This window comes from Streptomyces sp. NPDC045846, assembly GCF_056431605.1.
In genome coordinates, this window is record NZ_JBWKKJ010000014.1 from 154,631 (window position 1) to 180,001 (window position 25,371).

The window sequence follows — 25,371 nt, forward strand, 5'->3', positions numbered from 1 at the left end:
GACGGCGCTTGTGGGGAGCGGGTTCCCTCGGTCTCAGGAAAATCTCAGCCAGAAAGTTTCATCGCCTCATGGGTCTCACGAGCAACAAGGTTCTGGCACTCGCCGTGTTCCTGGCGGTGGTGCTGTTCGCGGTCACGATCTGGTTGTGGCCGCGCCTGGCGCGGCGCAGCTGGAAGGCCGTGGCGGGCCGCGTCGGGCTGCTCCTCGCGACCCAGCTGGCGATCTTCGCGTCGGTCGGTCTGGCCGCCAACAACTCGTTCCTGTTCTACGGATCCTGGGCGGACCTGTTCGGGCAGGAACAGGACATGGGCAAGGTCGTCGACCACTCGGCGGGCGGCAAGAACATCCAGGTCGTCGGCAAGCAGAAGCCGGACACCCCGGGCGCGGGCAAGCCGCAGCTGGGCGGCGAGATCCAGAAGATCGTGCTGGCGGGAGAGAAGTCGAAGATCACCAGCCCGGCCTATGTGTACCTGCCTCCCGAGTACTTCCAGAAGGCGTACGAGAACAAGACCTTCCCCGCCTCGATCGTGCTGACCGGCTACCCCGGCACCGCCGAGAACCTGCTCAAGGGCCTGCGGTACCCGAAGACCGCGTGGGCGCAGGCCAAGCAGAAGAAGATGCAGCCGATGATCCTGATCATGATGCGCCCGACGGTGGCGGGCCAGCGGGACACCGAGTGCGTGGACATACCGAACGGCCCGCAGACCGAGACGTTCTTCGCCAAGGACGTGCCGGGCGCGATCTCCGCGAACTACCGGGTCGGCACCAAGCCGCAGAACTGGGGCTTCATCGGCAACTCGACCGGCGGCTACTGCGCCCTGAAGATCGGCATGCACCACCCCGAGCAGTTCGCGGCGAGCGCCGGGCTTTCCGCGTACTACAAGGCGGCCGACGACCCGACGACCGGTGACCTCTTCCACGGCAACAAGAAGGAGGAGAACCGGGCCAACCTGCTGTGGAGCCTGGACCACCTGAGGCCCGGCAAGTCGTCCTTCCTGGTCACCAGCTCGCTGACCGGCGAGGACAACTTCAAGCCCACCCAGTCCTTCATAGCGAAGGTGAAGGCGCCCGGGCGCGTCTCCTCCATCACCCTCGACAGCGGCGGCCACAACTTCAACACCTGGCGCCGCGAGATCCCGCCGGCCCTGGAGTGGATCAGCGGGCGGCTCAGCGCGAGCTGACCGACTCGACCGTCACCTCGGTCCGGGGCACCGCCTGCGCGTCCGCGTCGATGGAGCGGCGCAGCGCCTCGTGGAGCCGGGCCGGGGTCAGCACGCCGAGGAAGCGGCCCCGCTCCTCGCGGTCGATCACCGCGATCCAGCCCGCGTCGTGCTGGAGCATGGTGGCGAAGGCCTGCTTGAGCGAGGCGCCCACCGGCAGCCAGGCCTCCATGCGCCGGGCGTGCTCGCGGACCGTGCCCGTGCCGTGCCGGGCCTGCTCGGCGGAGATCCAGCCGTGCAGGTTGTCCTCGCCGTCCAGGACGACCGCCCAGCGCGCGATGTCGGCGGGCAGCGGGTCGTCGAGGTGGACCACGGGCGGCTGCTCCAGGTCGCTCTCCTCGATGGGGGTCACCGAGAGGCGCTTGAGGCCCCGGTCGGCGCCGACGAAGTCCGCGACGTAGGGCGTGGCGGGCGCGCCGAGCACGGCGGCGGGGGCGTCGAACTGCTCGATGGCACCCTGCCCGTAGACGGCGATGCGGTCGCCGAGGCGGACCGCCTCCTCGATGTCGTGGGTGACGAACAGGACCGTCTTGCGCACCTGCGACTGGAGCCTGAGGAACTCGTTCTGCAACCGCTCGCGCACCACCGGGTCGACCGCGCCGAACGGCTCGTCCATCAGCAGCACGGGCGGGTCGGCCGCCAACGCCCGTGCCACGCCCACCCGCTGGCGCTGGCCGCCGGAGAGCTGCTCCGGGTAGCGCGAGCCGTACGTCTTCGGGTCAAGCCCCACCAGGTCGAGCAGCTCGGCCGCGCGCGCACGGGCGGCGGCCTTCTTGACCCCGAGCAGGTGCGGCACGGTCGCGGTGTTCTCCAGGACCGTCTTGTGCGGGAACAGCCCGACCTGTTGGATCACGTAGCCGATGCGGCGCCGCAGTTGGACGGGGTCGACGGTCGATATGTCCTCGCCGTCCAGGAATATCCGCCCGCTGGTCGGCTCGATGAGCCGGTTGACCATCTTCATCGTGGTGGTCTTGCCGCACCCCGACGGGCCGACCAGGGTGACCAGTTCACCCTCGGCCACCTCGAAGGACAGATCGTCCACGGCGGTGGTGCCGTCGTCGTACCGCTTGGTGACGTGCTCGAACCGGATCATGGTTCCCCATTGTGAAGGCTGGCTGGCGCGCTTGTGTGAAGCCCATGTTGCTGTACTGCGAAGGCCCGAGGCGATTGTCAGTGGTCGGGGATAGGGTCCTGAGGTACGGATCGAACACCAGGGGGAGGTGGGGGAGTGGCGCAGAACTGTCTGGCGGCGAACGACTGGATCTGCTGGGAGTACGTCAGCTCCCGGAGCCAGGAGTTGACCGACGCCACGGTCCAGCACGTCTGGATCACCGCGGTCTCGGTGCTGATCGGCCTGCTCATCGCCTTCCCCCTCGCGCTGCTCGCGCGCGGGCGCAAGGGAGTGGCGGCCACGGTCCTGGGGCTGACGACCGTGCTCTACACGGTCCCCTCGCTCGCGATGTTCGCCCTGCTGCTCCCGGTCTTCGGCCTCTCCGCGGGCCTGGTGATCACGGGCCTGGTGCTGTACTCGCTGACGATCCTCGTGCGGAACATCCTGGCCGGGCTCGAATCGGTGCCCTCCGACGCGCTGGAGGCGGCCCGCGGCATGGGGTACGGGCGCATACGGCTGCTGTTCGAGGTCGAGCTGCCGCTCGCGCTGCCCGCGCTGATGGCCGGGCTCAGGATCGCCACGGTGGCCACGGTCGCGCTGACCACGATCGGCTCGCTCGTCGACCACGGCGGCCTCGGCAACCTCATCGAGCAGGGCCTGCCCACCTTCTTCAAGGCGCAGATCCTCACCGCATCCGTGCTGTGCGTGGCGCTCGCCGTCGCCGCCGACCTGCTGCTCCTCGGGATCCAGTGGCTGCTCACGCCGTGGACCCGGATCCGTACGGCGAAGGCGGGCTGAGCGATGGGAGTCTTCACACAGGCCTGGACGTGGCTGACCACCGGCGCCAACTGGTCCGGGGAGGACGGCGCCTGGCACCGGCTCGGTGAGCACGTGTACGTGAGCGCGCTCGCCCTCGCCGTGTCCTGCCTGGTCGCCCTGCCGCTCGCGCTGTGGCTCGGCCACATCGGCAGGGGCGGCGCGCTCGCCGTCAACATCTCCAACGTCGGCCGGGCCGTCCCCGTCTTCGCGGTGCTCGCCCTGTTCATGGTGACCCCGCTGCGCAACGCGGGCTATCTGCCCACCGTGATCGCCCTGGTCCTTTTCGCGGTGCCGCCGCTGCTGACCAACGCCTACGTCGGCATGCGCGAGGTGGACCGGGCGGCGGTGGAGGCGGCCCGCGGCATGGGCATGTCGGGACGTCAGCTCTTCCTCCAGGTCGAACTGCCGCTGGCCTACCCGCTGATCATGACCGGGCTCCGCTCGGCGGCGGTGCAGATCATCGCCACCGCGACGATCGCCGCGATGGCCGGTCTCGGCGGGCTCGGCCGCATCGTCACCGAGGGATTCGCGGTGTACAACACCCCGCAGGTGGTGGCGGGGGCGATGCTCGTGGCGGCGCTCGCCCTGCTGGTGGAGGGCGCCCTGGTCGCGGTGGACCGCCTCTTCAGCCCCCTGCGCAAGCGTTCGTGACCCGTGAGTCGGCAACACCTGTGATCCCGCAACGTCTTCTGGATGGTGGACCTTCATGAGCAAGACCCTGCGTACGGCCGGTGCGGTGCTCGGCACGCTGGCGCTGGCGGGCTCGCTCGCCGCGTGCGGCGGCGACAGCCTGGAGAAGAGCAAGGACAAGAGCGGTTCGAGCGCCTCGGGCGGCTCCAGCAGTACAGGCGGGGGGAAGAAGGGGTCCCTGGTGATCGGCGCGGCCGGCTTCACCGAGTCCGCGGTCCTCGCCGAGCTGTACGCCCAGGTCCTGGCCGACGCGGGGTACTCGACGTCGGTCACCACGGTGAAGAACCGCGAACTGTACGAACCTGCCCTGGAGAAGGGCGAGATCGACGTGGTGCCGGAATACGCGGCCACGCTCACCGAATTCCTCAATGCCAAGGTGAACGGCGCCAACGCGAAGCCCCTCGCCTCGGGCGACGTCGCCGCGACCGTGACCGAACTGACCAAGCTCGCCGGTCCGCGCGGACTGAAGGTTCTGCCGTCCGGCGAGGCGGTGGATCAGAACGCGTTCGCGGTGACCAAGGAATTCGCCGCCAAGTACCACCTCAAGTCCCTTTCGGATCTGGGTACGTCGAAGGCCAAGGTGAAGATCGCCGCCGGTGACGAGTGCAAGATCCGGCCATTCTGCGCGCCGGGTCTGACCTCCAAGTACGGCATCGACGTCACGGGCATCGACCCCAAGGGCGTCGGCACCCCGCAGGCCAAGCAGGCCGTCAAGGACGGGGTGGACCAGCTGGTGCTGACCACCACGACCGACGCGACCCTGGACACCTACGGGCTCGTCCTGCTCCAGGACGACAAGAAGCTTCAGAACGCGGACAACGTGCTGCCGGTCGTCAATGCGAAGGACGCGGGCGGACCCGGGATAGCCGACGCGCTCGGCAAGCTCACCAAGGCTCTGACGACGGCCGATCTGGTCGATCTCAACCGCAAGGTCGATGCCGAGCGGGCCAAGCCGGCCGATGTCGCGAAGGCCTATCTCCAGTCGAAGGGGCTGATCAAGAAGTAGCCGAATTTGGCGATCGGAGTAACTACAGGGGAACAGATTGGCGGGCGGGGGTCCATGTGACGTCTACGCACGGTAAATTTCAGGCCATGCCACGTGGACGCCACCGTCATTCCCCTCCGCTGCACCGGCTCCTCCAGCCGTCGGCCGTCGCCGGCGTCTCGGTCATCTGCGCCGGTGGCGCCTGGCTCTTCGATCAGCCAACGGTGCTGCGGGCGTTGGCCGCCGCGGCCGCGGCGGCCTGCGTCACCGGCTCGGTGCTCATGCGCGCCTGGGACCGGGCCGCGGGCCGGCGCGTCGCCGAGCTGACCCGCTCGCGCGCCGCCGACCAGTGGCGCACCGAGGAGCGGATCGCCGAGCTGGAGACCGAGTTGGAGGAGTCGCGCGAGCTGCGCGGCCGCCTCGACGCCAAGCTGCGCACCAAGCGCATGGAGCTGGCCGGGCTGCGCGGCGAGCACGCGGCCCTGCTGCGGCGCTACGCCAACGCGGAGACCGAGCGGGCCAGCGCCCTCGAAGGCCGGCGCCGCCTCGCCCTGGAGTCCACCGGCCCCAAGGCCCTTTCGCCGTCGGCCGGTCCGCCGACCTCCGACTCCTATCGCGCGGCCGCCCGCGCCCTGGAGCGCCTCTCGCTCAGCGCCGAACGCCAGGCGAAGGCGCGGGCCGAGGCCGACGCGGCGCGGATGCGCGCCGAGTCCCGGGAGGCGGAGGAGCCGCAGGGGAAGCCCGCGGCGGCCCTCGGCAGCGGGGAGCACACCCGCCCGGCGGCCGCCCTCACCGCCAAGCCCCGCCAGGCCGAACTGCCCGCGGCGCCCGCGCCGGTGGCGGCCGCCGTGGTCCCCTACCTCGCCCGCCGGGCGGTCCGCCCCGAAGGCAGCTTCGACTTCTTCGGCACGGGCGCCGCGCAGAGCGCCCCGGCCGCCGGGCAGACGGCGGCCGCCGCGATCGAGGCCGTCCAGGACGAGGACCTCGCCGACGTGGTGGGCGAGGAGGTCCTGGCGGACCGGGCGCAGCAGGGCCCCGCGAAGGTCGTCGGCGAGGTCATCGACCTGACCGCGCACGACGAGACGGAACAGCTGGACGTGGCGGAGCTGCGTACGGCGATCTCGTAGGCGGCTGTACGGCGATCTCGTGGGCGGCTCGCGGGCGAAGGCCTCCAGCCGCCGCGCCGGGGGCCGGACGCCCCCACCGAGTGGAGTCGGGGTCGAAGCGGGCCCGGAACGAGGTCTGCGGCCGGTACCGAGGCCGCTGCATCGTGGCGAGTGTCGGTACCGGCCGCAGAGCCCGGACGCGCGGGGCAGCCGGCGTCCGGGCGGGCCCCTCCCCCGAGTCGGCCCGCGGAGCCATTGTGGTCGGGAGCCCCGTCGCCTTTCCAGGGGGCACGGGTGCAGATAATTGATCCACCGCCGCCAACGCGCCCCTCGACCGCCCCCCACGACCGCCCCCACGACGGAAGGCGCTCCCCGTGCCCCTCCCCGCTGCCGACCGCGCCGCCCCGCGGGCGCCGCGCGTCCCCGGGTCCGGCCAGGAGCGGCGGGGGCCTTTCGATGCCCCGGCCAATCCCTGGGGCCCTGTGGCTAGAACTCCAACCACGCGCTGTGCGGCCCCAGTTGGCTGACGCCGTATGGTGCCGAGCCGGTTACATCTCCGGGCGCTCGGGTCATGCTGTTGCTCTGCACGCCGGGCGACTCCCTCGCGAGCCATAGCCCGGGTGATCAAGCTCCGCCGATGAGTTGACCAAGTTTTGGGATTCGTAGGGTTGATTCAGGCCAGCTGCCGTACGGTGATGATCCGCCCGTTTTCGATTCGTGAGGGAGATCGTCCGTGCCCGCTCACATAGCCCCTCCCTCTGTCGTGCTGCCGGGGAACGTTGTGACGACAGACGAGATCTGCAGCGACATCCGCCGGGTTCACGGCGATCTCCCGCACCTGGAGGCCATGTTGCGGGTGGCCCGGGCGACCACGGTGCGCACCCGGCACTTCACCCGGCCGCTGACCGCGCCGACCGTGGCCGGAAACGCATTGGTCGAGGAGCGCAACAAGGCCGCCTACGAGGACGCGTTGGGCCTCGCGGCCGAGGCGGCGCGGGGGGCCCTGGCGGCGGCGCGGCTGCGGCCCGGCGACATCGACGCGATCGTCACCAGCCACACCACGTCCTGGACGGTGCCCTCCCTCGACGTGCACCTGGTCGCCGAGCTGGGCCTGCGGTCCGACGTGCGGCGCCACCCCATGGGCACGGTCGGCTGCGCGGGCGGCGCCCAGGGACTGGTCCGCGCCCACCAGGACCTCGTCGCCCACCCGGGGGCCAACGTCCTGGTCGTCGCCTCGGAGTGCCTGTCGGCGGCGACGTACAACCACGAGGACACCAGCCTCGAATCGATGGTCTACAAGGTCCTGTTCGGGGACGGGGCCGCCGCCACCGTGGTCACCGCGCGACCCGCCTGGGCGGGGCCGAGCTTCGTCGTCGAGGACACCTTCGAGTACGTGCTGCCCGACAGCGCCGACCGCTACCGGGGGCGGCTGAGCGGCGCGGGGCTGCACTTCGATTCGACCCGTGCGGCGACCGCGGCCTTCAACGACTGCCTGCCCGCGCTCAGGGAGTGGCTCGCGCCCGACGCCCGGCCGCTCGACTTCGCGGTGGTCCACCCCGGCGGCCCGCGCATACTCGACGACACGGCGGCGGGCCTCAAGCTGGACGGCGAGCGCGCGGGCGGCGCCCTGCGGCACGCCTGGGACAGCCTCGCCCGCAACGGGAACCTGGGCGGCTCCGCGGTCCTGGACGTGCTGTCGCGCACGTTCGCCCGGCCGCCCGCGGTCGACGCCACGGGCCTGATCATGGCCTTCGGGCCGGGTTTCGTCCTGGCGGCGGCGCGCGGTCACTGGTCCGACTGACCGCGCCCCGGGGCTACTTGTCGATGTCGCCCACGACGAAGAACAGCGACCCCAGGATCGCCACCATGTCGGCGACCAGCGTCCCCGGCAGCAGCACGGCGAGCGCCTGGATGTTGTTGTACGAGGCCGAACGCAGCTTCAGCCGGTACGGCGTCTTGTCGCCCTTGCTGACGAGGTAGTAGCCGTTGATGCCGAGCGGGTTCTCGGTCCAGGCGTACGTGTGGCCCTCGGGCGCCTTGAGGACCTTGGGCAGGCGCTGGTTGATCGGCCCGGGCGGCAGCTCGGCCATCCGGTCCAGGCAGGCGTCGGCGAGGTCGAGGGCGTTGTGGGTCTGCTCCAGGAGGCACTCGAAGCGGGCCAGGCAGTCGCCCTCGGTGCGGGTGACGACCTTCAGGGTGTCCTGAAGGTCGCCGTACGCGAGGTACGGCTCGTCCCGGCGCAGGTCGAAGTCGACGCCGGAGGCGCGGGCGATGGGGCCGCTGACGCCGTACGCGTGCACGGCCTCGGCGGACAGCACGCCGACGCCCCTGGTGCGGGCCCGGAAGATTTCGTTGCCGAGCACCAGGCGGTCGTACACGTCCATGCGCGAACGCACCGAGGCGACGGCGTGCCGGACCCGGCCGAGCCAGCCGAGCGGCAGGTCCTCCTTCAGACCGCCGACCCGGTTGAACATGTAGTGCATCCGGCCGCCGGAGACCTCCTCCATCACCGCCTGGAGCTCCTCGCGCTCGCGGAACGCGTGGAAGACCGGGGTGATGCCGCCGAGCTCCAGCGGGTACGAGCCGAGGAACATCAGGTGGTTGAGGACCCGGTTCAGCTCGGCCAGCAGGGTGCGGGTCCACACGGCGCGCTCGGGGACCTCCATGCCGAGCATGCGCTCCACGGACATGACGACGCCGAGCTCGTTGGAGAACGCGGAGAGCCAGTCGTGGCGGTTGGCCAGCATCACGATCTGGCGGTAGTCGCGCGCCTCGAAGAGTTTCTCGGCGCCGCGGTGCATGTAGCCGATGACCGGCTCGGCGTGCTGGATGCGTTCGCCGTCCAGTACGAGCTTGAGGCGTAGCACTCCGTGGGTGGAGGGGTGCTGGGGGCCGATGTTGAGCACCATGTCGGTGCTCTCTGCCCCGCCTCCGATGCCGACCGTCGTCTCCGTCATGGGGGCCAGTATCCCCCGGGGCCCCGGGCCCGGCGCCCCAACCCCCACCCCCCTCTCCCCGGGGCTCCGCCCCGCCCCTCGAACACGGGCCCTCACGCGGGCCCCCGCCCCGAACCCTTCGCGGACTTCCCCGCGCCCCCTGCCCCTTTCGGCCTGCGAGCCGTGCCCGCTCCTCGCGCCCCTTGGGCCGTCCTTCGGCTGCGGGCCGTGCTCGCTTCTCGCGCAGTTCCCCGCGCCCCTTGGGCCGTCCTTCGGCTGCGGGCCGTGCTGGGTTGCTCGCGCAGTTCCCCGCGCCCCTTGGCAGGGCGGTGCTGGCCAGCATCGGCAACCTCAGCCCGTCCGGCGATTGAGGACGAGCGCCGTTCAGGCGCGATACGGGGTCTGGGGCGGAGCCCCAGGGGTCTTTCAACCCCCGGGGTCACACCCGCTGCCGCAGCCAGCCGAAGTCGCCCAGCCCGCCCCGCGAGGTCAGCTCCGCCGCCTCCCCCGCCGCGGCAAGCCCCCGCACGTATGCCGCGGGGTCGGACGACGCGAGGGACAGCGGGGGCCGCGCCCCCGAGACGCCGAGGCGGGACAGCGCCTCGCGCTGGGTGAGCAGCTCCGCCCCCGGCAGCGCGCACGCGTCCAGCGCGACATGCGCCGTGATGTCGCAGGACCCGTCCGGCACGGGCGGCACCTCCCGCCCGCCCCGGAACCCGCTCAGCGTCCCGAACGGCGGCCGCGCCCCCTTCGTATGGGCGTAGTCGACCGCCACGGCCAGCCCTGCGTCGAGCGAGGAGACCGCCCCCTCCCAGGCCTCGTCGCGCGGTCGGCCGATCTCGGCCCGGGTGCCCGGCTCGGTCAGCGGCCACCAGCGGGCCAGCCACTCGGCGTCCTTGCCCGCGACCGGCGCACCCAGGGTCTCGGTGCCGTCGGGCCGTACGAGGACCAGCCGTGCCACCCCCTCGGGGTCGACCTCGGCCACCTCCACCGGCACGTTGTCGAGCCATTCGTTGGCGAAGAGCAGCCCCCGGACGCCCGAGGGGATCGCGTCGCACCAGTCGATCCGCCGGTCGAGCCCGGCCGGGCGGGCCGCGCGTTCGACGGCGTACGCGCGGACGGGGAACCCGGCGGGCAGCGCGGCCAGTACCCCCGTGAGCAGCTCGCCCCGCCCGGCGCCGACGTCGACCAGATCGACCGGGCCGGGGCCGAGCGGGGCCGCGACCTCCATGAGGAGGCGGGCTACGGCGCCCGCGAAGAGCGGCGAGGCGTGGACGGACGTACGGAAGTGCCCGGCGGGCCCCTCGGGCCGCAGATAGAAGCCGCCGTCCCCGTAGAGCGCCCGCTCGGTCGCCGCCCGCCACCCGAGCGGAACGCCCCCGCCGTCCGCCGCACCGGGTGCGTGGCTGCCTCCGCGGTCGGCCGCTTTGGGTGCGAGGCCGCTCCCGCTGTCCGCCGTACCGGGTGCATGGCTGCTCGCGCGGTCGGCCGCTCTGGGTGCGTGGCTGCCCTCGCCGTGCGTGGCTCCGGGGGCGTGGCCGCTCCCGCTGTCGGCCGCAATGAGTGCAAGGCCGCTCGCGCCGTCCGCCGCACCGAGTGCGAGGCCGACCTCGGCGGGGTCCTGGGAGGGGCCCTCCGGGAGGTGTTCGGTGGTGGGTCCCGCGGGCGGGGGGCCCGGGCGCGGGGCGCTCGTATCGGGGGAGTGCTGACACGTCTCATCCGTCACGGGGCCAAGTCTCCACCTTGCGGAGTACGCCGCCGGGATCAGGATCGCCCCGGCGGTTGACCCCTGCACCTATCTGCTTTCCCTACGCTGGGTTACGTGCAGCGCCTCTATGACTTCATCCGCAGACACCCGACCGGGGTCGACACCTTCTGGGCCGTCATCCTGTTCGGGTTCTCCTGCCTGCAAGTCGTGGCCGCGGCGCACGATCCGCGCCAGCCGGGCTGGCCCGTCCAGCTCCTGGTCGCGCTCGGGATGAGCACGGTCGTCGCGCTGCGCCGCAGGGTGCCCGAGAAGATGCTGCTGCTCGCGATCGTCCTGGGCCTGGCCCAGCTCGCGCTCGACGTGCAGCCCCAGATCCAGGACTTCGCGATGCTGGTCATCGTGTACACGGTGGCCTCCGCCGGGGAGCGCTGGGCCTCGCGGGTCGCGCTGGTCGGCGGGTTGTGCGCGGCGCCGCTCGCGCATTTCCGGTGGATGGACACCGGCGGCATCAACACCGCGACGGAGAAGGTCTTCTTCGTCATCATCATGACCGTCCCGTTCGTCCTCGCCTGGGTGCTCGGCGACTCGATGCGCACCCGAAAGGCGTACTTCGCGCAGCTGGAGGAGCGGGCCTCGCGGCTGGAGCGGGAGCGCGAGGCGCAGGCGAAGGTGGCGGTCGCGGCCGAGCGGGCCAGGATCGCCCGCGAGCTGCACGACGTGGTCGCGCACAACGTGTCGGTGATGGTCGTGCAGGCCGACGGCGCGGCGTACGTGATGGACACCTCGCCGGACCAGGCGAAGACCGCCCTGGAGACCATCTCGATGACCGGGCGCCAGGCGCTCGCCGAGATGCGCCGGCTGCTCGGCGTGCTGCGCACGGGCGAGCACCAGGAGGCGGGGGAGTACGTGCCGCAGCCCGACGTGCAGCAGATCGAGGACCTGGTCGAGACGGTCCGCGGGGCCGGGCTCACCGTCGACTTCAAGATCGAGGGCACCCCGCGCCCGCTGCCCAGCGGCGTGGAGCTCACCGCGTACCGCATCGTGCAGGAGGCGCTCACCAACACCCGCAAGCACGGCGGTCCGGACGCGGGGGCCAGCGTGCGGCTCGTGTACTTCGACGACGGGCTCGGTCTCCTCGTCGAGGACGACGGCCGGGGCGCGGCCCACGAGATGTACGAGGACGGCGGCGCGGACGGCCAGGGACACGGCCTGATCGGGATGCGCGAGCGGATCGGCATGGTGGGAGGCACCCTGGACGCGGGGCCGCGCCCCGGCGGCGGCTTCCGCATCAGCGCCCTGCTACCCCTCAAACCGGCCCACTGATGTCCCGGCCCACGGATGTCGCGGTCCCTGACGTCCGAGTCCCTGACGTCCCGGCCCCTGATGTCCCGGACCTGATTTCCTGTACATGGACCTGATTTCCTGTACGTGCTCGACCGCCGCAAGGCCCGATGGAGAGGGAACGATGACGATCCGCGTGATGCTCGTCGACGACCAGGTGCTGCTGCGCACCGGGTTCCGGATGGTGCTCGCCGCCCAGCCGGACATGGAGGTCGTCGCGGAGGCGGGCGACGGCGCGGAGGCGATCGACATCCTGCGCGCGACCGCCGTCGACGTGGTCCTGATGGACGTGCGCATGCCGAGGCTGGACGGGGTGGAGGCCACCCGGCGCATCTGCGAGGCGCCCAACCCGCCCAAGGTCTTGATCCTGACCACCTTCGACCTCGACGAGTACGCCTTCTCCGGCCTGAAGGCGGGTGCGAGCGGCTTCATGCTGAAGGACGTGCCGCCCGCCGAACTGCTCGGCGCGATCCGCTCGGTGCACAGCGGCGACGCGGTGGTCGCGCCGTCCACGACCCGTCGCCTGCTCGACCGGTTCGCGCCGATGCTCCCGACCGCGGGCAAGGAGCCGGAGCACAAGCAGCTGGAGAAGCTGACCGAGCGCGAGCGCGAGGTCATGCTGCTGGTCGCCCAGGGCCTGTCCAACGGCGAGATCGCCGCCCGTCTGGTCCTGTCGGAGGCCACGGTCAAGACCCATGTGGGCCGCATCCTGACCAAGCTGGGCCTGCGCGACCGCGTCCAGGTCGTGGTCCTGGCCTACGAGACGGGCCTGGTCCGGGCGGGCGGCGGCGCGGGGTGAGCGAACCCCGCGTTCGCCGGGCGCCATCACCCCGGGCAGTTGCCTGACGAGGTGTCAGCTTGCCGACCGGGCAACCCTGTTGGGCCGGATCGTCGGTTCGGCCTGCCTGCGTCGGAGGGCTCCGGTGGAGTTCCAGGGCGGGGGTTCCTTTAGTTCGACGACCGTCGTACTATCGGCTCGTCCGGTCCTTCGGTGCGAGGCGAGTACGGGGAAGTGGCGTCATGCGTGCGATCAGGTTCGACGAGTTCGGTGGTCCCGAGGTGCTCCGGCTGGTGGAGGTGGAGGCGCCGCTGCCGGGGCCCGGCGAGGTGAGCATCGACGTCGCGTACACCGGCATCAACTTCGCTGATCTGAAGGCGCGTTCGGTGGGGTACCGGGTGGCGGCGCTCCCCTTCGTTCCGGGGCTCGAACTGTCCGGCCGCATCCGCGCCGTGGGCGAAGGGGTCGAAGGGTTCGAGGTCGGCCAGGAGGTCGCCGCGATGACCGAGGGCGGGGCCTACGCGGACGTGGCCCTCGCCCCGGCCGTCACCGTCTTCCCGGTGCCCGAGGGCGTGAGCCTGCGCACCGCGGCCACGCTGCCCACCGTGCTGCCGACCGCGCACGCCCTGATCCACGAGGTGGGCCGGCTCACCCCCGGCGAGAGCGTCCTGGTGCAGGGCGCGGCGGGCGGGGTCGGCACCGTCGTCGGGCAGGTCGCCAAGCTGGCCGGGGCGGGCGCGGTGTACGGCGTGGTCTCCAGCGAGGGCAAGGCCGACTACGCCCGCAAGCACGGTTACGACGACGCCTTCCTGACCGGCACCTTCGACGAGGACGTCCGGCGGGCCACCGGCGGCCGGGGCGTGGACCTGGTGCTCGATCCGGTCGGCGGGGAGACCCTGCGCCGCGGTCTGGAGTCGCTCGCCCTGTTCGGCCGCCTCGTGTCGTACGGCAACGCGAGCGGCGAGGAGGCGTGGCAGGCCGGGCAGGCCGAGCTGTACCCGCGCGGCCTGAGCGTCTCCGGCTTCTCCGTCCTCGGCCTCGCGGCGGTCGACCCCCGGGCGCTGCGGGAGATCGCGGACCGGGCGCTGCTGCTCGCCACCACCGGTCAGGTGGAGCTGCCCGTCACCGCCGAGTTCTCCCTCGAAGAGGCGGCCGCCGCCCATGAGTTGATGGAGGGCCGCACCTCGACGGGCAAGCTCCTGCTGCGGGTGTCCTGAGCTTCAGGGGTCTCAGCGCAGCACCCCTTCCAGGAAGTCGCTGCCGAGCCGGGCCACCACCGTCAGGTCCAGCTGGTGCAGTACGTACCGGCCGCGGCGCCTGGTGGTGAGGAGCCCGGCCTTCTTCAGGACGGCCAGATGGCGGGAGACCTCCGGCGCGGTGATCCCGTGCGCGTCGGCGAGCTCGCTCGTCGTGTAGGGGGAGCGGGCCAGGTTGCGGCACAGCCGCATCCGCATCGGGTGGGCCAGCGCCTCCATGCGCAGCTTGAGGATCTCGACCGAGGCGGGCGAGGGCAGTTCGGGCCCGTGCACCGGATAGTGGATCACCGGCCGCCAGCCCGGCGCGTGCAGCACCATCAGGTGCGGCCAGCCGAACGAGGTCGGCACGAAGGTGAGCCCCGACCCGGCCTCCGGGTCGGTGGCGGTGGTGCGGCCCTCGGTCAGCTTGTCCACGCTGATCCGCGTCCCGCCCTCGTCCAGGCTGAGGGCGGCCGACACCGCGCGGACGGCCTCGCCGAGCCCCTTGCGGCGCAGCACCTCCGCCTTGTGCCGGGCGTCGGCGGCCAGTTGGACCCGCACCCGCTGCCAGGTGTCCGCGAAGAAGGCCTGCTCGCAGTCCTCCAGGAGACGCCGCAGCCAGGCCCGCACCGATGCCGGGTCGCTCAACAGGCGCTGGGTGAACTCCACTTGGCGCGGTCCCCGGATCGCCGCCATGTCCAGGGCGCGCGCCCGCATCCGTGCGTCGTGCAGCGGGGACGGCGTCTTGACCCCGTACAGGCTGGAGCAGGTGAACTCCAGGACGACGGAGGCGAAGCGCTCGTCGGAGAGCCGGTCGAGCAGGTCGAGCTCCTCGGCGAGCGTCGCGCCCGGGCCGCCGCTCCCGCCGGGTATGCCCGCGAACGGCATGAACACGTCGGAGAACGTGTTGCGCCACAGGAACTCCGCCTCGTGCAGCCGGTCCGCGAGGTCGGGCTTGAGGGCGGCGGCCGTGGCCGTCGCCCAGCCGTGCAGACCCGGGTGGTGGCCGGGTTCGGAGAGCGCGTGCAGGGCCAGGCCCAGCTCGGCCAGCGGCGAGATCGCGAAGCCGATGCGCTCGGGCGGCAGGCCCGTGATGTCGATGGTCACGCTCATGCGCCCATGGTGCACCCCGGCACTGACGACGCGGCCGTCGATTGACGGTCCCGGTCAATCGACGGCGCTGGTCAGGGCGTCATTTGACGCGGCTCGTCAATCGGCGCGACGTACGCCGCGAACGGGCTCACCGTGGAGTCATGGACGCGATGCAGCAGCACATGATCGACAGCTACCGGGCCGCCCGGCTCGGCACGCCCGCGCCGCCGGTGCCGGGCACCCACGACGTGACCGCCCTGCGGGAGCTGCGGGACTACCGCCGCTTCGAGGCGGTCCTGGCGGGCCGGCTCGCCACCGGCAGGCTCCGGGCGGCCCTGGCCCACCTGTTCACCCCGCCGCACCCGCGCAGGCACCCGCCCGCCTGCCGCTGACCGCGTCCGTCCGCTACGGCAGCCGCCGGACGAAGTCGGCCACCGCCACCCGTACGTCCTCGGCGGTCCAGGCCAGGCCCGGGGCGTTGACGGTGACCTCGGTGACGGCGAGGCCGGCCGGGCCCGAGGGGCTCGGGAACCAGCGCCGGAACAGGCAGACCCCGCTCTCCTCGGCCTGGCTCAGGGCCGCGGCGCTGAGCACCTCGGCGTCGTAGGGCAGCCACACCTGGAACTGGTGGGTGTGCGGCGGCTCGGGGTGCACCCGGAACCACGGCACGCCCGCCTCGGCGAGACCCTCGGCGACGGCCCCGGCCACGACCTTGGCGTGGGCGACGTACGACGGCAGCTCGGGCAGTTCCTGACGCAGGCCGAGCAGGCCCGCGAGGGCGGCCGGGAACTGCTGGAAGAGCTGGCCGCCGTAGCGGTGGCGCCAGGTGCGGGCCTCGGCCACCAGCGACTCGGAGCCCGCCAGGACGGCGCCCGAAAGGCCGCCCAGCGTCTTGTAGAAGGACACGTACACGCTGTCGGCGAGGCCCGCGATCTCGCGCAGCGGGCGGCCGAAGTGGGCGGTGGTCTCCCAGAGCCTGGCGCCGTCGAAGTGGACCACGGCGTCCCGCTCGCGGGCCGCCTCGACCACCGCGACCAGCTCGTCCCAGCTCGGCAGCACGAAACCCGCGTCCCGCAGCGGAAGCTCCAGCATCAGCGTGCCGAACGGTTCCTCGAAGTCGCGCACCTCGGCCGCGTTCGGCAGCCTCGGCTCGTCGGTCGGGTGGACCGTGCGCAAGCCGCTGACCTGGCTGAACGCCTGACGCTCATGGACCTCGGGGTGCGCGAGGGGGTGCAGCGCGACGGTCGGGTTCCCGGTGCGCGCCGCCCAGCAGCGCAGCGCGACCTGCTGGGCCATCGTGCCGGTGGGGAAGAAGGCGGCGGCCGGGAAGCCGAGCTCCTGCGCGGTGCGGCGCTCCAGCTCGGCCACCGCGCCGTTGCCGTAGATGTCGGTGAACTCGTCCAGGTCGTACACCTCGGCGCCGTCCGCCAGGAGGGCCGTCAGGCGCTCCGCCAGCGTGTGGTCGACCGAGTGGTGCGCCAGCGTGCGCTTGGCGCCGCGGAAGACCGCCAGGCGGTGCTGGAGGGCCTGATCCGGGGCTTCCTCCGGTGCCCCGCCCGGGGTGTCGGCGGGGGATTCGGGGCGGGAGTTCCGTTCGCTTTCGGGCATGCGCCGATGATCGCCCACACCCTGTGGACAACCAAAGGGGTTTCCGTGCCCTGGGCGTAGCATGACGGGGCCGTTTGATTTTGGTTTGGCGTCCGGTACCCCTCGCGGACTGGAACGGAAGGCCCCCACGCGTGAACGCACCACCAGAGCACCGCCACGAGCACAGCCCGGCGGACCGTCCCGCCCGCCTCACCGTGGGCGTCGTCGGCGCGGGCCGGGTCGGCCCCGCGCTCGCCGCGTCCCTCCAGCTGGCCGGGCACCGCCCGGTCGCGGTGTCGGGCGTCTCCGACGCATCGGTGCGCCGGGCCGCGGCCCTGCTGCCCGACGTGCCCCTGGTCCCGCCCGCCGAGGTCCTCCGGCGCGCCGACCTCGTCCTGCTCACCGTCCCCGACGACGCGCTGCCGGGCCTGGTCGAGGGCCTCGCCGGGACCGGCGCGATCCGCCCGGGCCAGCTCCTCGTACACACCTCGGGGCGGTACGGCACGGCCGTCCTCGACCCCGCCCGGCGGGCCGGCGCGCTGCCGCTGGCCCTGCACCCGGCGATGACCTTCACCGGCACGGCCGTGGACGTCCAGCGCCTGGCGGGCTGCTCGTTCGGCGTGACCGCGCCGGAGGAGCTGCGGCTCGCCGCCGAGGCGCTGGTCATCGAGATGGGCGGCGAGCCCGAGTGGATCGAGGAGGCGGCCCGCCCGCTCTACCACGCGGCCCTCGCGCTCGGCGCGAACCACCTGGTCACGCTGGTCGCCCAGGCCATGGAGCTGCTGGGCCAGGCCGGTGTGGCCGCCCCCGACCGGATGCTCGGCCCGCTGCTCGGCGCGGCCCTCGACAACGCGCTGCGCTCGGGCGACGCGGCCCTGACGGGGCCGGTCGCGCGCGGCGACGCCGGCACGGTCGCCGCCCACGTGGCCGAGCTGCGCAGGCACGCCCCGGGCACGGTCGCCGGATACCTGGTGATGGCCCGCACCACCGCCGACCGGGCGCTCGCCCACGGACTGCTGAAGCCCGAGCTCGCCCAGGATCTGCTCGGGGTGCTCGCCGAAGGAGAGACCCGATGAACGCGCAGACCGCCCTCGTGCGTACGGCCTCGGAGCTCGCGGCTCTGGAGCGGACCGGCCGCCGCGCCGTGGTCATGACCATGGGCGCGCTCCACGAGGGCCACGCCACGCTGATCCGCACCGCGCGCCGGCTGGCCGGAGCCGACGGGCAGGTGGTGGTCACGGTGTTCGTCAACCCGCTGCAGTTCGGCGCGGGCGAGGACCTGGACCGCTACCCGCGCACCCTGGACGCGGACCGCGCCATCGCCGAACGCGAGGGCGCCGACGCCGTGTTCGCGCCCTCCGTGGACGAGGTCTACCCCGGCGGCGAGCCGCAGGTGCGCGTCACGGCGGGCCCGATGGGCGAGCTCCTCGAAGGCGCCGTGCGGCCCGGCCACTTCGACGGCATGCTGACCGTCGTCGCCAAGCTGCTCCACCTGAGCGCCCCCGACGTCGCGCTGTACGGGCAGAAGGACGCCCAGCAGCTGGCGCTGATCCGGCGCATGGTGCGCGATCTGAACTTCCCGGTCGAGATCGTCGGCGTACCGACGGTGCGCGAGGACGACGGCCTCGCCCTGTCCAGCCGCAACCGCTACCTCGACCCCGCCGAGCGGACCGCGGCCCGTGCCCTGTCCCGCGCGCTCTTCGCGGCCCGCGACCGGCTCGCCGCCGAACACGCCCTGCACGCGCGGGCCACCGCGGGCGGCGCCGTCTCGGGCCGGGCCGACGCGCTCACCGCGATCGGCGAGGCCCGGGCCGCCGCCGACGCCCACGCGGTCGCCGCGGCGGCGCCGTCCCCCGCGTCCATCAAGGCCGTGGCCCAGGGGGTGCTCGACGAGGCGGCCAAGGCCGAACCCCCGGTTGTGGTCGACTACTTGGCGCTCGTCGACCCGGCCACGTTCACGGAGGTCCCCGAGGGGTTCGGCGGCGAGGCGATCCTCGCGGTCGCCGCCCGCGTCGGCACCACGCGCCTCATCGACAACATCCCGCTCACGTTCGGAGCACCGGCATGACAAGCACCGGAATACGGCTCGACGCCCCCGCCCCCGGCTGGGCCATCGACGCGGACGTCGTCGTCGTCGGCTCCGGCGTCGCGGGCCTGACGGCCGCCCTGCGCTGCACCGCGGCGGGCCTGGCCACGGTGGTCGTCACCAAGGCCCGGCTCGACGACGGATCGACGCGCTGGGCGCAGGGCGGGATAGCGGCGGCCCTCGGCGAGGGGGACACCCCCGAGCAGCACCTGGACGACACCCTGGTGGCCGGGGCCGGGCTCTGTGACGAGAACGCGGTACGCCTCCTGGTCACCGAAGGCCCCGACGCGGTACGGCGGTTGATCGCCACCGGCGCCCACTTCGACACCGACGACTCGGGCGCGATCTCGCTGACCCGCGAGGGCGGCCACCACCGCCGCCGCATCGCGCACGCGGGCGGCGACGCGACCGGCGCCGAGATCTCCCGCGCGCTCGTCGAGGCCGTGCGCACCCAGGCCGTGCGCACCATCGAGAACGCCCTGGTCCTCGACCTCCTCAAGGACGGACACGGGCGCACCGCGGGCATCACCCTGCACGTCATGGGCGAGGGTCAGCACGACGGCGTGGGCGCGGTCCGCGCGCCCGCCGTGGTGCTCGCGACCGGCGGCATGGGCCAGGTGTTCTCGGCGACGACCAACCCGTCGGTGTCGACCGGCGACGGCGTGGCGCTCGCGCTGCGCGCGGGCGCCGAGATCTCCGACCTGGAGTTCGTCCAGTTCCACCCCACGGTCCTCTTCCTCGGCGCCGACTCCGAGGGCCAGCAGCCGCTGGTCTCCGAGGCCGTGCGCGGCGAGGGCGCCCACCTCGTCGACGCCGCCGGGACGCGCTTCATGCTGGGGCAGCACGAACTCGCCGAGCTCGCCCCGCGCGACATCGTCGCCAAGGCCATCACCCGCCAGATGCAGGCCCAGGGCGCCGAGCACATGTACCTGGACGCACGGCACTTCGGCGCCGAGATGTGGGAACAGCGCTTCCCGACGATCCTGGCCGCCTGCCGCTCGCACGGCATCGACCCGGTCACCGAGCCGATCCCGGTCGCCCCCGCCGCCCACTACGCGTCCGGCGGCATCCGCACCGACCTGCGCGGCCGCACCACCGTGCCCGGCCTGTACGCGTGCGGCGAGGCCGCCTGCACCGGCGTCCACGGCGCCAACCGGCTCGCCTCCAACTCCCTCCTGGAGGGCCTGGTCTTCGCGGAGAACATCGCCGCGGACATCGCGCAGGGACCGACCGGTGCCGCCCCGACTCCCGTACCGGACAAGGCCGTTGACGCCGAGCCGCACGGCGGGCCCGTGCCGCTGCTCGACCCGGCCGCCCGCATCCGGATCCAGCGGATCATGACCAACGGCGCCGGGGTGCTGCGCTCCGCCGAGAGCCTCGCCGGGGCGGCCGAGAGCCTGGAGGCGATCCGCGCCGACGAGCACAAGGCCGCCGTGCCGGGCGTCGAGGCGTGGGAGACCACCAACCTGCTGCTCGTCGCCCGCGTCCTGGTCGCCGCGGCCGCCGCCCGCGAGGAGACCCGCGGCTGCCACTGGCGCGAGGACCACCCGGACCGCGACGACGCGGCCTGGCAGCGCCACCTCGTCGTCCGCGTCACCCCCGAGCGGACCCTGGACATCCGCCCCACCGCAAGCGCCACCTTCCCCCCGACCGTCGCCGCCACCCCCCTGGAGCCGTAACCGTGAGCACGCCCGAGGAACTCCGTCCCCAGCCGGTGGACGTCCCCCTGATCCAGATCGGTGCGCCCGCGCAGGGCGGCGGCTGCGGCGACGACTGCGGCTGCGGAGGCGAGGAGGTGTACGAGTGCGGGCTCGACCCCGCGCTCGCCGCGCTGCTCGCCGAGTCCGGTCTGGACCCGGTCCAGGTCGAGGACATCGCCCACCTCGCCATCGAGGAGGACCTGGACGGCGGCATCGACGTGACGTCGGCCGCCACCGTCCCCCAGGACGCCGTCGCCACCGGCGACTTCACCGCCCGCGAGGCCGGTACGGTCGCGGGCCTGCGGGTCGCCGAGGCGATCCTGTCGATCGTCTGCACCGAGGAGTTCGAGGTCGAGCGGCACGTCGCGGACGGCGACCGCGTGGCGGCCGGGCAGAAGCTCCTCAGCGTCACGACCCGCACCCGCGACCTGCTGACCGGCGAGCGCAGCGCGCTCAACCTGCTGTGCCGCCTGTCCGGCATCGCGACCGCCACCCGCGCCTGGGCCGACGCCCTGGAAGGCACCGGCGCCAAGGTCCGCGACACCCGCAAGACCACCCCGGGCCTGCGCGCCCTGGAGAAGTACGCGGTCCGCTGCGGCGGCGGCGTCAACCACCGCATGTCCCTGTCGGACGCGGCGCTGGTCAAGGACAACCACGTGGTCGCCGCGGGCGGCGTCGCCGAGGCCTTCAAGGCCGTACGCGACCGCTTCCCGGACCTGCCCATCGAGGTCGAGGTCGACACCCTGGCGCAGGTCACCGAGGTGCTGGACGCCGGGGCCGACCTGATCCTGCTCGACAACTTCACCCCGGCCCAGACCGCCGAGGCGGTCGCCCTGGTCGCGGGCCGCGCGATGCTGGAGTCCTCGGGCCGCCTGACCCTGGCCAACGCCGCCGAGTACGCCGCCACGGGCGTCGACTACCTGGCGGTGGGCGCCCTCACCCACTCCTCGCCGATCCTGGACATCGGCCTGGACCTGCGCGAGGCCGGGCGAGAGGGCGCGGCCTGATGCTGCTCACCATCGACGTCGGCAACACCCACACCGTCCTCGGCCTGTTCGACGGCGAGGAGGTCGTCGAGCACTGGCGGATCTCCACCGACGCCCGCCGCACCGCGGACGAGCTGGCCGTGCTGCTCAACGGCCTGATGGGCACCCACCCGATGCTCGGCGCGGAGCTCGGCGACGGCATCGAGGGCATCGCGATCTGCGCGACCGTCCCGTCCGTGCTGCACGAACTGCGCGAGGTGACCCGCCGCTACTACGGCGACGTCCCCGCGATCCTGGTGGAGCCCGGCATCAAGACGGGCGTGCCGGTCCTGACCGACAACCCGAAGGAGGTCGGCGCCGACCGGATCGTCAACTCGATCGCCGCGGTCGAGCTCTACGGCGGCCCGGCGATCGTCGTCGACTTCGGCACCGGCACCACCTTCGACGCGGTCAGCGCGCGCGGCGAGTACGTGGGCGGCGTGATCGCCCCCGGCATCGAGATCTCCGTGGACGCGCTCGGCATCAAGGGCGCCCAGCTCCGCAAGATCGAGGTGGCCCGGCCCCGCTCGGTGATCGGCAAGAACACCGTCGAGGCCATGCAGGCGGGCATCGTGTACGGATTCGCCGGGCAGGTCGACGGCGTCGTCAAGCGCATGAAGCGCGAACTGGTCGGCCCCGACGGCGATCCGGACGACGTCACGGTCATCGCCACCGGCGGCCTCGCCCCGATGGTGCTCGGCGAGGCCGAGGAGATCGACGAGCACGAGCCGTGGCTGACCCTGATCGGCCTGCGCCTCGTGTACGAGCGCAACGTCTCGCGCTCCTGAGGAGGCGGCCGGGCGCCGCGGGCTCACCCCCACAACGCGCCCGGCACGCCCCCATTAACCCGATTTTGTCCATTTAGGACGTATCGTCACCGCATGCCCACGCCATACGGATCCCGAGGCGGCATGGCGTTCGGCGCGGACGAGCTGCGTGTGCTCCGACGCGCCCTCGCCATCGCCCTGCACCCCACCGCCGCCCAGGACGAGGACATCCGGGACTGCCTGCGACTGGCCGACTCCGTGGACGAGGCCGTCCGCGAGGCGGACCGGCTGCGCGCCTTCCTCCTCGCCGACCTCGCCCGTTACCGTGACGCGCTCCCCGGCTCGCTGCCCGGCTACACCGAGCTGCTCCAGGACGCCCTGGCGGCCGGCTACGACCCGGGCCCCGACGACCTGGCCGCCCTGCGCGCACTGCGCTCGGACCCGGTCTGCGAGGCCCTCCTGGAGCGCTGCCGCCGGATCGCGGAGCGATCGGTGCGGGCCCGCCTGGCCGGCCGCGCCGCCACCGCCCCGGGGCAGCGCACCCGGCTCCTCACGCTGGTCGGCGGGGGCGCGGGTGCGAACAAGGACAAGGACGACGACGGCAAGGCGGCCGAGAAGGACAAGGGGGCCCGCCCGGCGCCCGTCCGGCCCGCGCCCGAGCGCCCCGTACCGAAGCCCTCCGAGGTCTTCCCGCCACGCCGCCGACCGGTGCCCCCGCCCGAGCAACGGCGAGCGGGCTAGCTACTCTGTCGGGTATGGACTACGTTTCCGCGCTTCTGCCCCCCGTGGTGATGGCCATCTTCTTCATCGCGCTCGTCGTGACGATCGTGAAGAGCCAGGGTGGTCCCAACAAGGGCAAGGAGGACGCGGCCGTGGACAGCGCGCTCGCCCGCGCCGAGGCCGCCCAGCAGAAGCAGGCCGCCTCCTGACCGCACGGTCCGGACGGCACACTCGCAGCGGGGGCGCACGGGGTATTTCCCCACGTGCGCCCTTTTTGCTGCGCGCTAACTGCAAATAACCAGCCATTCGCGACATCTCCCACTATGGTGCAGATGTGCCCCGTCAATTGGGAGAGCTGGAAGACGCCGTCATGACCCGGGTCTGGCAGTGGAACCGTCCGGTGACCGTCCGGGAAGTCCTCGAAGACCTTCAGCAGGAACGGTCCATCGCATACACCACGGTCATGACCGTAATGGACAATCTCCATCAGAAGGGCTGGGTCCGCCGGGAAGTCGACGGCCGGGCCTATCGATATACGGCGGTCTCCACGCGGGCCGCGTACGCCGCCGCCCTGATGAACGAAGCCTGGTCCCGGAGCGACAACCGGGCGGCCGCTCTCGTCGCCTTCTTCGGCATGATGTCCCCCGAGGAGCGCGAAGCCCTGCGCGACGCCGTGCGCATGGTGCAGGAGCCGGAACCCGAACGGGAGCGGGAAGCCGAACAGGGATCCGAAGAGTCGCCAGAGGCCGATGCGTCCGGGGACGGGGCGGGGCGATAGCGTCCAGGCATGTCTTATCCCGCCGCAAATGCGGTCACCGTCCGCCGGGCCAGGACCGGCGATGTACGGTCCGTGCGAAGCCTTCTCGACGCGTACGTCGGTGACGGGATCCTGCTCGACAAAGCAACGGTCACCCTTTACGAGTCCATCCAGGAGTTCTGGGTCGCGGAACGCGACTCCGACGCCCGGGTGGTCGGCTGCGGGGCGCTGCACGTCATGTGGGAAGACCTCGCCGAAGTGCGCACTCTCGCCGTGGACCCCGAGTTCCACGGAGGCGGCATCGGGCATCTGGTGCTCGGCAAGCTGCTCCAGACCGCCCGCTGGCTCGGAGTGCGCCGGGTTTTCTGCCTCACCTTCGAAGTCGCCTTCTTCGCGAAGCACGGGTTCACGGAGATCGGCGAGACTCCGGTCGATACGGTCGACACAGATGTCTACAGCGAGCTGCTGCGCTCCTATGACGAGGGCGTCGCGGAGTTCCTCGGTCTCGAACGAGTGAAGCCGAACACCTTGGGCAACACCCGGATGCTTCTGCACCTGTGATCGGGGAACCGGCAGGAAGCTGTCGGAACCCTATGTCCGAATCGCGTACGTTTCCCGCGGAGCAAGGATCCTGAACCTCTCCAGGGGGTTTGTGTTTTCCAGTCAAAAGCGGTTTCCTTTCCGCGTACTGCATTTTCGATGAAAGGAAATCCGGTGGCACAGAAGGTTCAGGTCCTTCTTGTCGATGACCTCGACGGTGGCGAGGCTGACGAGACCGTGACGTTCGCTCTTGACGGGAAGAGCTTCGAGATCGACCTCACCACCGCCAACGCGGACAAGCTCCGCGGTCTCCTGGAGCCGTACGTGAAGAGCGGCCGACGCACCGGTGGCCGCTCGGCGGGCGGTCGGGGCAAGGCCCGCGGCGCCCTGCTCGGCACCGGCAACCAGAACACGGCCGAGATCCGCAAGTGGGCCAAGGAGCAGGGTTACAACGTGAACGACCGCGGACGCGTCCCGGCCGAAATCCGTGAGGCCTACGAGAAGCAGAACGGCTGAGTTCCCGCGTTCCCCGCACCACCTGGGGATTTCGCGTGAAACAACCGGGCCCGGTGGCATTCCGTCGCCGCCGCGGCCACCAGCCTCACGAGGCTGAGGCCCGCGGCGCGACCGCCCGGCAGGCCCTCGGGCCCCCCGGAAGGCCCCTTTCCACCGGCACCGCCGCACTGGGTGAATCCGGTGAACGAGGGCAGCCGCGCTTCCACCTCGCACCCGGGCTCGGGGGGTCGCAGCCACACGGCGGCCCCCCGCGAGCCGTCCCACCCCGGCGGGACCGGGGCGGTGATCCGGCCTCCGGCGCCGACGGCCGTCAGATCGAGGCCGACGCCGCCCCACTCCAGCCAGTCGAGCAGCCCGGGCAGCTCGTCCGCGCTCCCGGCCGCGACGAGCAGCCGCATCCGGCTCCCCGCGAGGGCGACCGGGCCGGTGTGCTCGTACCGCCTCAGAAGGGCGGACCCGGCGGCCGCGGGGAGCTCCAGGACGTCGAAGCGCAGCCCGGTGAGCAACTGGACCGGAGGGCCCGCCGAAACGGCCCAGCCGAGCTCGCGCTCGTACCACTGCGCGAGCGAGCCATCCAGGGGGACGCGGGGTGCCGGCACGGTGAAGGCCATGTCCGGAGCAACTGGAGAAACGGCCCGGGGTTACGCAGAGC

Annotated in this window: 26 protein-coding genes; 20 read left to right on the top strand and 6 right to left on the bottom strand. The window is 72.5% G+C overall.

From position 1 onward, the window contains the following. Positions 1-68: 68 nt before the first annotated feature. Positions 69-1,181 carry an alpha/beta hydrolase gene (locus AC07F3_RS33255; RefSeq protein ID WP_479118247.1) on the top strand — a complete coding sequence of 371 codons (1,113 nt, stop codon included), beginning with the start codon at positions 69-71 and terminating at the stop codon, positions 1,179-1,181. Here the strand turns inward: AC07F3_RS33255 and AC07F3_RS33260 are convergent. Then, positions 1,168-2,313 (bottom strand): ABC transporter ATP-binding protein, encoded by a 1,146-nt coding sequence (locus AC07F3_RS33260; protein ID WP_479118249.1) that lies wholly within the window; start codon positions 2,311-2,313, stop codon positions 1,168-1,170. The two genes, AC07F3_RS33255 and AC07F3_RS33260, sit on opposite strands and share 14 nt — an antisense overlap. Positions 2,314-2,448: 135 nt before the next feature. On the opposite strand from AC07F3_RS33260, the gene AC07F3_RS33265 reads away from it, so the two are divergent. From AC07F3_RS33265 to AC07F3_RS33285, 5 genes are all read left to right on the top strand, one after another. Next, complete coding sequence (locus tag AC07F3_RS33265; RefSeq protein WP_479118250.1) at positions 2,449-3,129, top strand: ABC transporter permease; 681 nt, start codon at positions 2,449-2,451, stop codon at positions 3,127-3,129. A 3-nt stretch (positions 3,130-3,132) separates the two neighbouring features. Continuing rightward, the gene (locus tag AC07F3_RS33270; protein WP_479118251.1) at positions 3,133-3,801 is read left to right on the top strand and encodes an ABC transporter permease; all 669 of its coding nucleotides are present in this window, start codon (positions 3,133-3,135) and stop codon (positions 3,799-3,801) included. 55 nt (positions 3,802-3,856) lie between these two features. Beyond that, entirely contained in the window at positions 3,857-4,846 is a 990-nt protein-coding gene (locus AC07F3_RS33275; RefSeq protein ID WP_479118252.1) for an ABC transporter substrate-binding protein, read from the top strand. An 86-nt stretch (positions 4,847-4,932) separates the two neighbouring features. Continuing rightward, positions 4,933-5,952, top strand: coding sequence for a hypothetical protein (locus AC07F3_RS33280; RefSeq protein WP_479118253.1), 1,020 nt, complete (start codon positions 4,933-4,935; stop codon positions 5,950-5,952). Between the two features lie 760 nt (positions 5,953-6,712). Then, positions 6,713-7,732, top strand: coding sequence for a PhlD (locus tag AC07F3_RS33285; RefSeq protein WP_479118254.1), 1,020 nt, complete (start codon positions 6,713-6,715; stop codon positions 7,730-7,732). Positions 7,733-7,745: 13 nt separating this feature from the next. Here AC07F3_RS33285 and AC07F3_RS33290 read toward each other — a convergent pair whose 3' ends face one another. After that, complete coding sequence (locus tag AC07F3_RS33290; protein ID WP_479118255.1) at positions 7,746-8,888, bottom strand: NADH-quinone oxidoreductase subunit D; 1,143 nt, start codon at positions 8,886-8,888, stop codon at positions 7,746-7,748. A 418-nt stretch (positions 8,889-9,306) separates the two neighbouring features. Next, positions 9,307-10,428, bottom strand: a complete 1,122-nt coding sequence (locus AC07F3_RS33295; protein ID WP_479118314.1) for an SAM-dependent methyltransferase — start codon at positions 10,426-10,428, stop codon at positions 9,307-9,309. 261 nt (positions 10,429-10,689) lie between these two features. Here AC07F3_RS33295 and AC07F3_RS33300 point away from each other — a divergent pair, with 261 nt between their 5' ends. From AC07F3_RS33300 to AC07F3_RS33310, 3 genes are all read left to right on the top strand, one after another. Beyond that, entirely contained in the window at positions 10,690-11,898 is a 1,209-nt protein-coding gene (locus tag AC07F3_RS33300) for a sensor histidine kinase (RefSeq protein WP_479118256.1), read from the top strand. A gap of 142 nt (positions 11,899-12,040) precedes the next feature. After that, positions 12,041-12,715 carry a response regulator gene (locus tag AC07F3_RS33305; protein WP_479118257.1) on the top strand — a complete coding sequence of 225 codons (675 nt, stop codon included), beginning with the start codon at positions 12,041-12,043 and terminating at the stop codon, positions 12,713-12,715. 221 nt (positions 12,716-12,936) lie between these two features. Next, complete coding sequence (locus AC07F3_RS33310; protein ID WP_479118259.1) at positions 12,937-13,911, top strand: quinone oxidoreductase family protein; 975 nt, start codon at positions 12,937-12,939, stop codon at positions 13,909-13,911. A gap of 12 nt (positions 13,912-13,923) precedes the next feature. Here the strand turns inward: AC07F3_RS33310 and AC07F3_RS33315 are convergent, their stop codons facing one another. Further along, positions 13,924-15,036: a DUF5937 family protein gene (locus tag AC07F3_RS33315; RefSeq protein ID WP_479118315.1), complete on the bottom strand. Its 1,113-nt coding sequence runs from the start codon at positions 15,034-15,036 to the stop codon at positions 13,924-13,926. Positions 15,037-15,182: 146 nt separating this feature from the next. On the opposite strand from AC07F3_RS33315, the gene AC07F3_RS33320 reads away from it, so the two are divergent. After that, positions 15,183-15,413, top strand: a complete 231-nt coding sequence (locus AC07F3_RS33320) for a hypothetical protein (protein ID WP_479118260.1) — start codon at positions 15,183-15,185, stop codon at positions 15,411-15,413. Between the two features lie 13 nt (positions 15,414-15,426). Here the strand turns inward: AC07F3_RS33320 and AC07F3_RS33325 are convergent, their stop codons facing one another. Beyond that, positions 15,427-16,629 carry a threonine aldolase family protein gene (locus AC07F3_RS33325; RefSeq protein ID WP_479118261.1) on the bottom strand — a complete coding sequence of 401 codons (1,203 nt, stop codon included), beginning with the start codon at positions 16,627-16,629 and terminating at the stop codon, positions 15,427-15,429. 131 nt (positions 16,630-16,760) lie between these two features. Between AC07F3_RS33325 and AC07F3_RS33330 the strand changes: the two genes are divergently transcribed. The 10 genes from AC07F3_RS33330 (at position 16,761) to AC07F3_RS33375 (ending at position 24,719) form a co-directional block, all read left to right on the top strand. Next, positions 16,761-17,684 (top strand): Rossmann-like and DUF2520 domain-containing protein, encoded by a 924-nt coding sequence (locus AC07F3_RS33330; RefSeq protein WP_479118262.1) that lies wholly within the window; start codon positions 16,761-16,763, stop codon positions 17,682-17,684. Continuing rightward, positions 17,681-18,676 carry a pantoate--beta-alanine ligase gene (panC, locus tag AC07F3_RS33335; RefSeq protein WP_479118264.1) on the top strand — a complete coding sequence of 332 codons (996 nt, stop codon included), beginning with the start codon at positions 17,681-17,683 and terminating at the stop codon, positions 18,674-18,676. Before AC07F3_RS33330 ends, panC begins: the two co-directional genes overlap by 4 nt. Next, the gene (locus tag AC07F3_RS33340) at positions 18,673-20,373 is read left to right on the top strand and encodes an L-aspartate oxidase (RefSeq protein ID WP_479118265.1); all 1,701 of its coding nucleotides are present in this window, start codon (positions 18,673-18,675) and stop codon (positions 20,371-20,373) included. The genes panC and AC07F3_RS33340 overlap by 4 nt, the downstream gene beginning before the upstream one ends. A gap of 2 nt (positions 20,374-20,375) precedes the next feature. Next, positions 20,376-21,401 (top strand): carboxylating nicotinate-nucleotide diphosphorylase, encoded by a 1,026-nt coding sequence (nadC, locus tag AC07F3_RS33345; protein ID WP_479118266.1) that lies wholly within the window; start codon positions 20,376-20,378, stop codon positions 21,399-21,401. Next, complete coding sequence (locus tag AC07F3_RS33350) at positions 21,401-22,207, top strand: type III pantothenate kinase (RefSeq protein ID WP_469841165.1); 807 nt, start codon at positions 21,401-21,403, stop codon at positions 22,205-22,207. The genes nadC and AC07F3_RS33350 overlap by 1 nt, the downstream gene beginning before the upstream one ends. 123 nt (positions 22,208-22,330) lie before the next feature. Then, entirely contained in the window at positions 22,331-22,927 is a 597-nt protein-coding gene (locus tag AC07F3_RS33355) for a hypothetical protein (RefSeq protein WP_479118316.1), read from the top strand. Positions 22,928-22,941: 14 nt separating this feature from the next. Next, positions 22,942-23,115 carry a hypothetical protein gene (locus tag AC07F3_RS33360; protein WP_479118267.1) on the top strand — a complete coding sequence of 58 codons (174 nt, stop codon included), beginning with the start codon at positions 22,942-22,944 and terminating at the stop codon, positions 23,113-23,115. A 125-nt stretch (positions 23,116-23,240) separates the two neighbouring features. Further along, a complete protein-coding gene (locus tag AC07F3_RS33365; protein ID WP_479118268.1) occupies positions 23,241-23,684 on the top strand; it encodes a BlaI/MecI/CopY family transcriptional regulator in 444 nt (147 codons plus the stop codon). A 9-nt stretch (positions 23,685-23,693) separates the two neighbouring features. Then, positions 23,694-24,224, top strand: a complete 531-nt coding sequence (locus AC07F3_RS33370; RefSeq protein ID WP_479118269.1) for an amino-acid N-acetyltransferase — start codon at positions 23,694-23,696, stop codon at positions 24,222-24,224. 153 nt (positions 24,225-24,377) lie between these two features. Then, a complete protein-coding gene (locus AC07F3_RS33375) occupies positions 24,378-24,719 on the top strand; it encodes a histone-like nucleoid-structuring protein Lsr2 (RefSeq protein ID WP_479118271.1) in 342 nt (113 codons plus the stop codon). Here the strand turns inward: AC07F3_RS33375 and AC07F3_RS33380 are convergent. Next, the gene (locus AC07F3_RS33380) at positions 24,698-25,330 is read right to left on the bottom strand and encodes an SCO3374 family protein (RefSeq protein ID WP_479118272.1); all 633 of its coding nucleotides are present in this window, start codon (positions 25,328-25,330) and stop codon (positions 24,698-24,700) included. The two genes, AC07F3_RS33375 and AC07F3_RS33380, sit on opposite strands and share 22 nt — an antisense overlap. Between the last annotated feature and the right edge of the window lie 41 nt (positions 25,331-25,371).

Bases quoted from the DNA above. Each gene is read 5' to 3' on its own strand.
- AC07F3_RS33355 (WP_479118316.1), top strand. From the start codon at position 22,331: ATGGCGTTCGGCGCGGACGAGCTGCGTGTGCTCCGACGCGCCCTCGCC.
- AC07F3_RS33310 (WP_479118259.1), top strand. From the start codon at position 12,937: ATGCGTGCGATCAGGTTCGACGAGTTCGGTGGTCCCGAGGTGCTCCGG.
- AC07F3_RS33290 (WP_479118255.1), bottom strand. From the start codon at position 8,888: ATGACGGAGACGACGGTCGGCATCGGAGGCGGGGCAGAGAGCACCGAC.
- AC07F3_RS33370 (WP_479118269.1), top strand. From the start codon at position 23,694: ATGTCTTATCCCGCCGCAAATGCGGTCACCGTCCGCCGGGCCAGGACC.
- AC07F3_RS33360 (WP_479118267.1), top strand. From the start codon at position 22,942: ATGGACTACGTTTCCGCGCTTCTGCCCCCCGTGGTGATGGCCATCTTC.
- panC (WP_479118264.1), top strand. From the start codon at position 17,681: ATGAACGCGCAGACCGCCCTCGTGCGTACGGCCTCGGAGCTCGCGGCT.
- AC07F3_RS33380 (WP_479118272.1), bottom strand. From the start codon at position 25,330: ATGGCCTTCACCGTGCCGGCACCCCGCGTCCCCCTGGATGGCTCGCTC.
- AC07F3_RS33320 (WP_479118260.1), top strand. From the start codon at position 15,183: ATGGACGCGATGCAGCAGCACATGATCGACAGCTACCGGGCCGCCCGG.
- AC07F3_RS33325 (WP_479118261.1), bottom strand. From the start codon at position 16,629: ATGCCCGAAAGCGAACGGAACTCCCGCCCCGAATCCCCCGCCGACACC.
- AC07F3_RS33275 (WP_479118252.1), top strand. From the start codon at position 3,857: ATGAGCAAGACCCTGCGTACGGCCGGTGCGGTGCTCGGCACGCTGGCG.
- AC07F3_RS33260 (WP_479118249.1), bottom strand. From the start codon at position 2,313: ATGATCCGGTTCGAGCACGTCACCAAGCGGTACGACGACGGCACCACC.
- AC07F3_RS33270 (WP_479118251.1), top strand. From the start codon at position 3,133: ATGGGAGTCTTCACACAGGCCTGGACGTGGCTGACCACCGGCGCCAAC.
- AC07F3_RS33350 (WP_469841165.1), top strand. From the start codon at position 21,401: ATGCTGCTCACCATCGACGTCGGCAACACCCACACCGTCCTCGGCCTG.
- AC07F3_RS33255 (WP_479118247.1), top strand. From the start codon at position 69: ATGGGTCTCACGAGCAACAAGGTTCTGGCACTCGCCGTGTTCCTGGCG.
- AC07F3_RS33340 (WP_479118265.1), top strand. From the start codon at position 18,673: ATGACAAGCACCGGAATACGGCTCGACGCCCCCGCCCCCGGCTGGGCC.
- AC07F3_RS33305 (WP_479118257.1), top strand. From the start codon at position 12,041: ATGACGATCCGCGTGATGCTCGTCGACGACCAGGTGCTGCTGCGCACC.
- AC07F3_RS33280 (WP_479118253.1), top strand. From the start codon at position 4,933: ATGCCACGTGGACGCCACCGTCATTCCCCTCCGCTGCACCGGCTCCTC.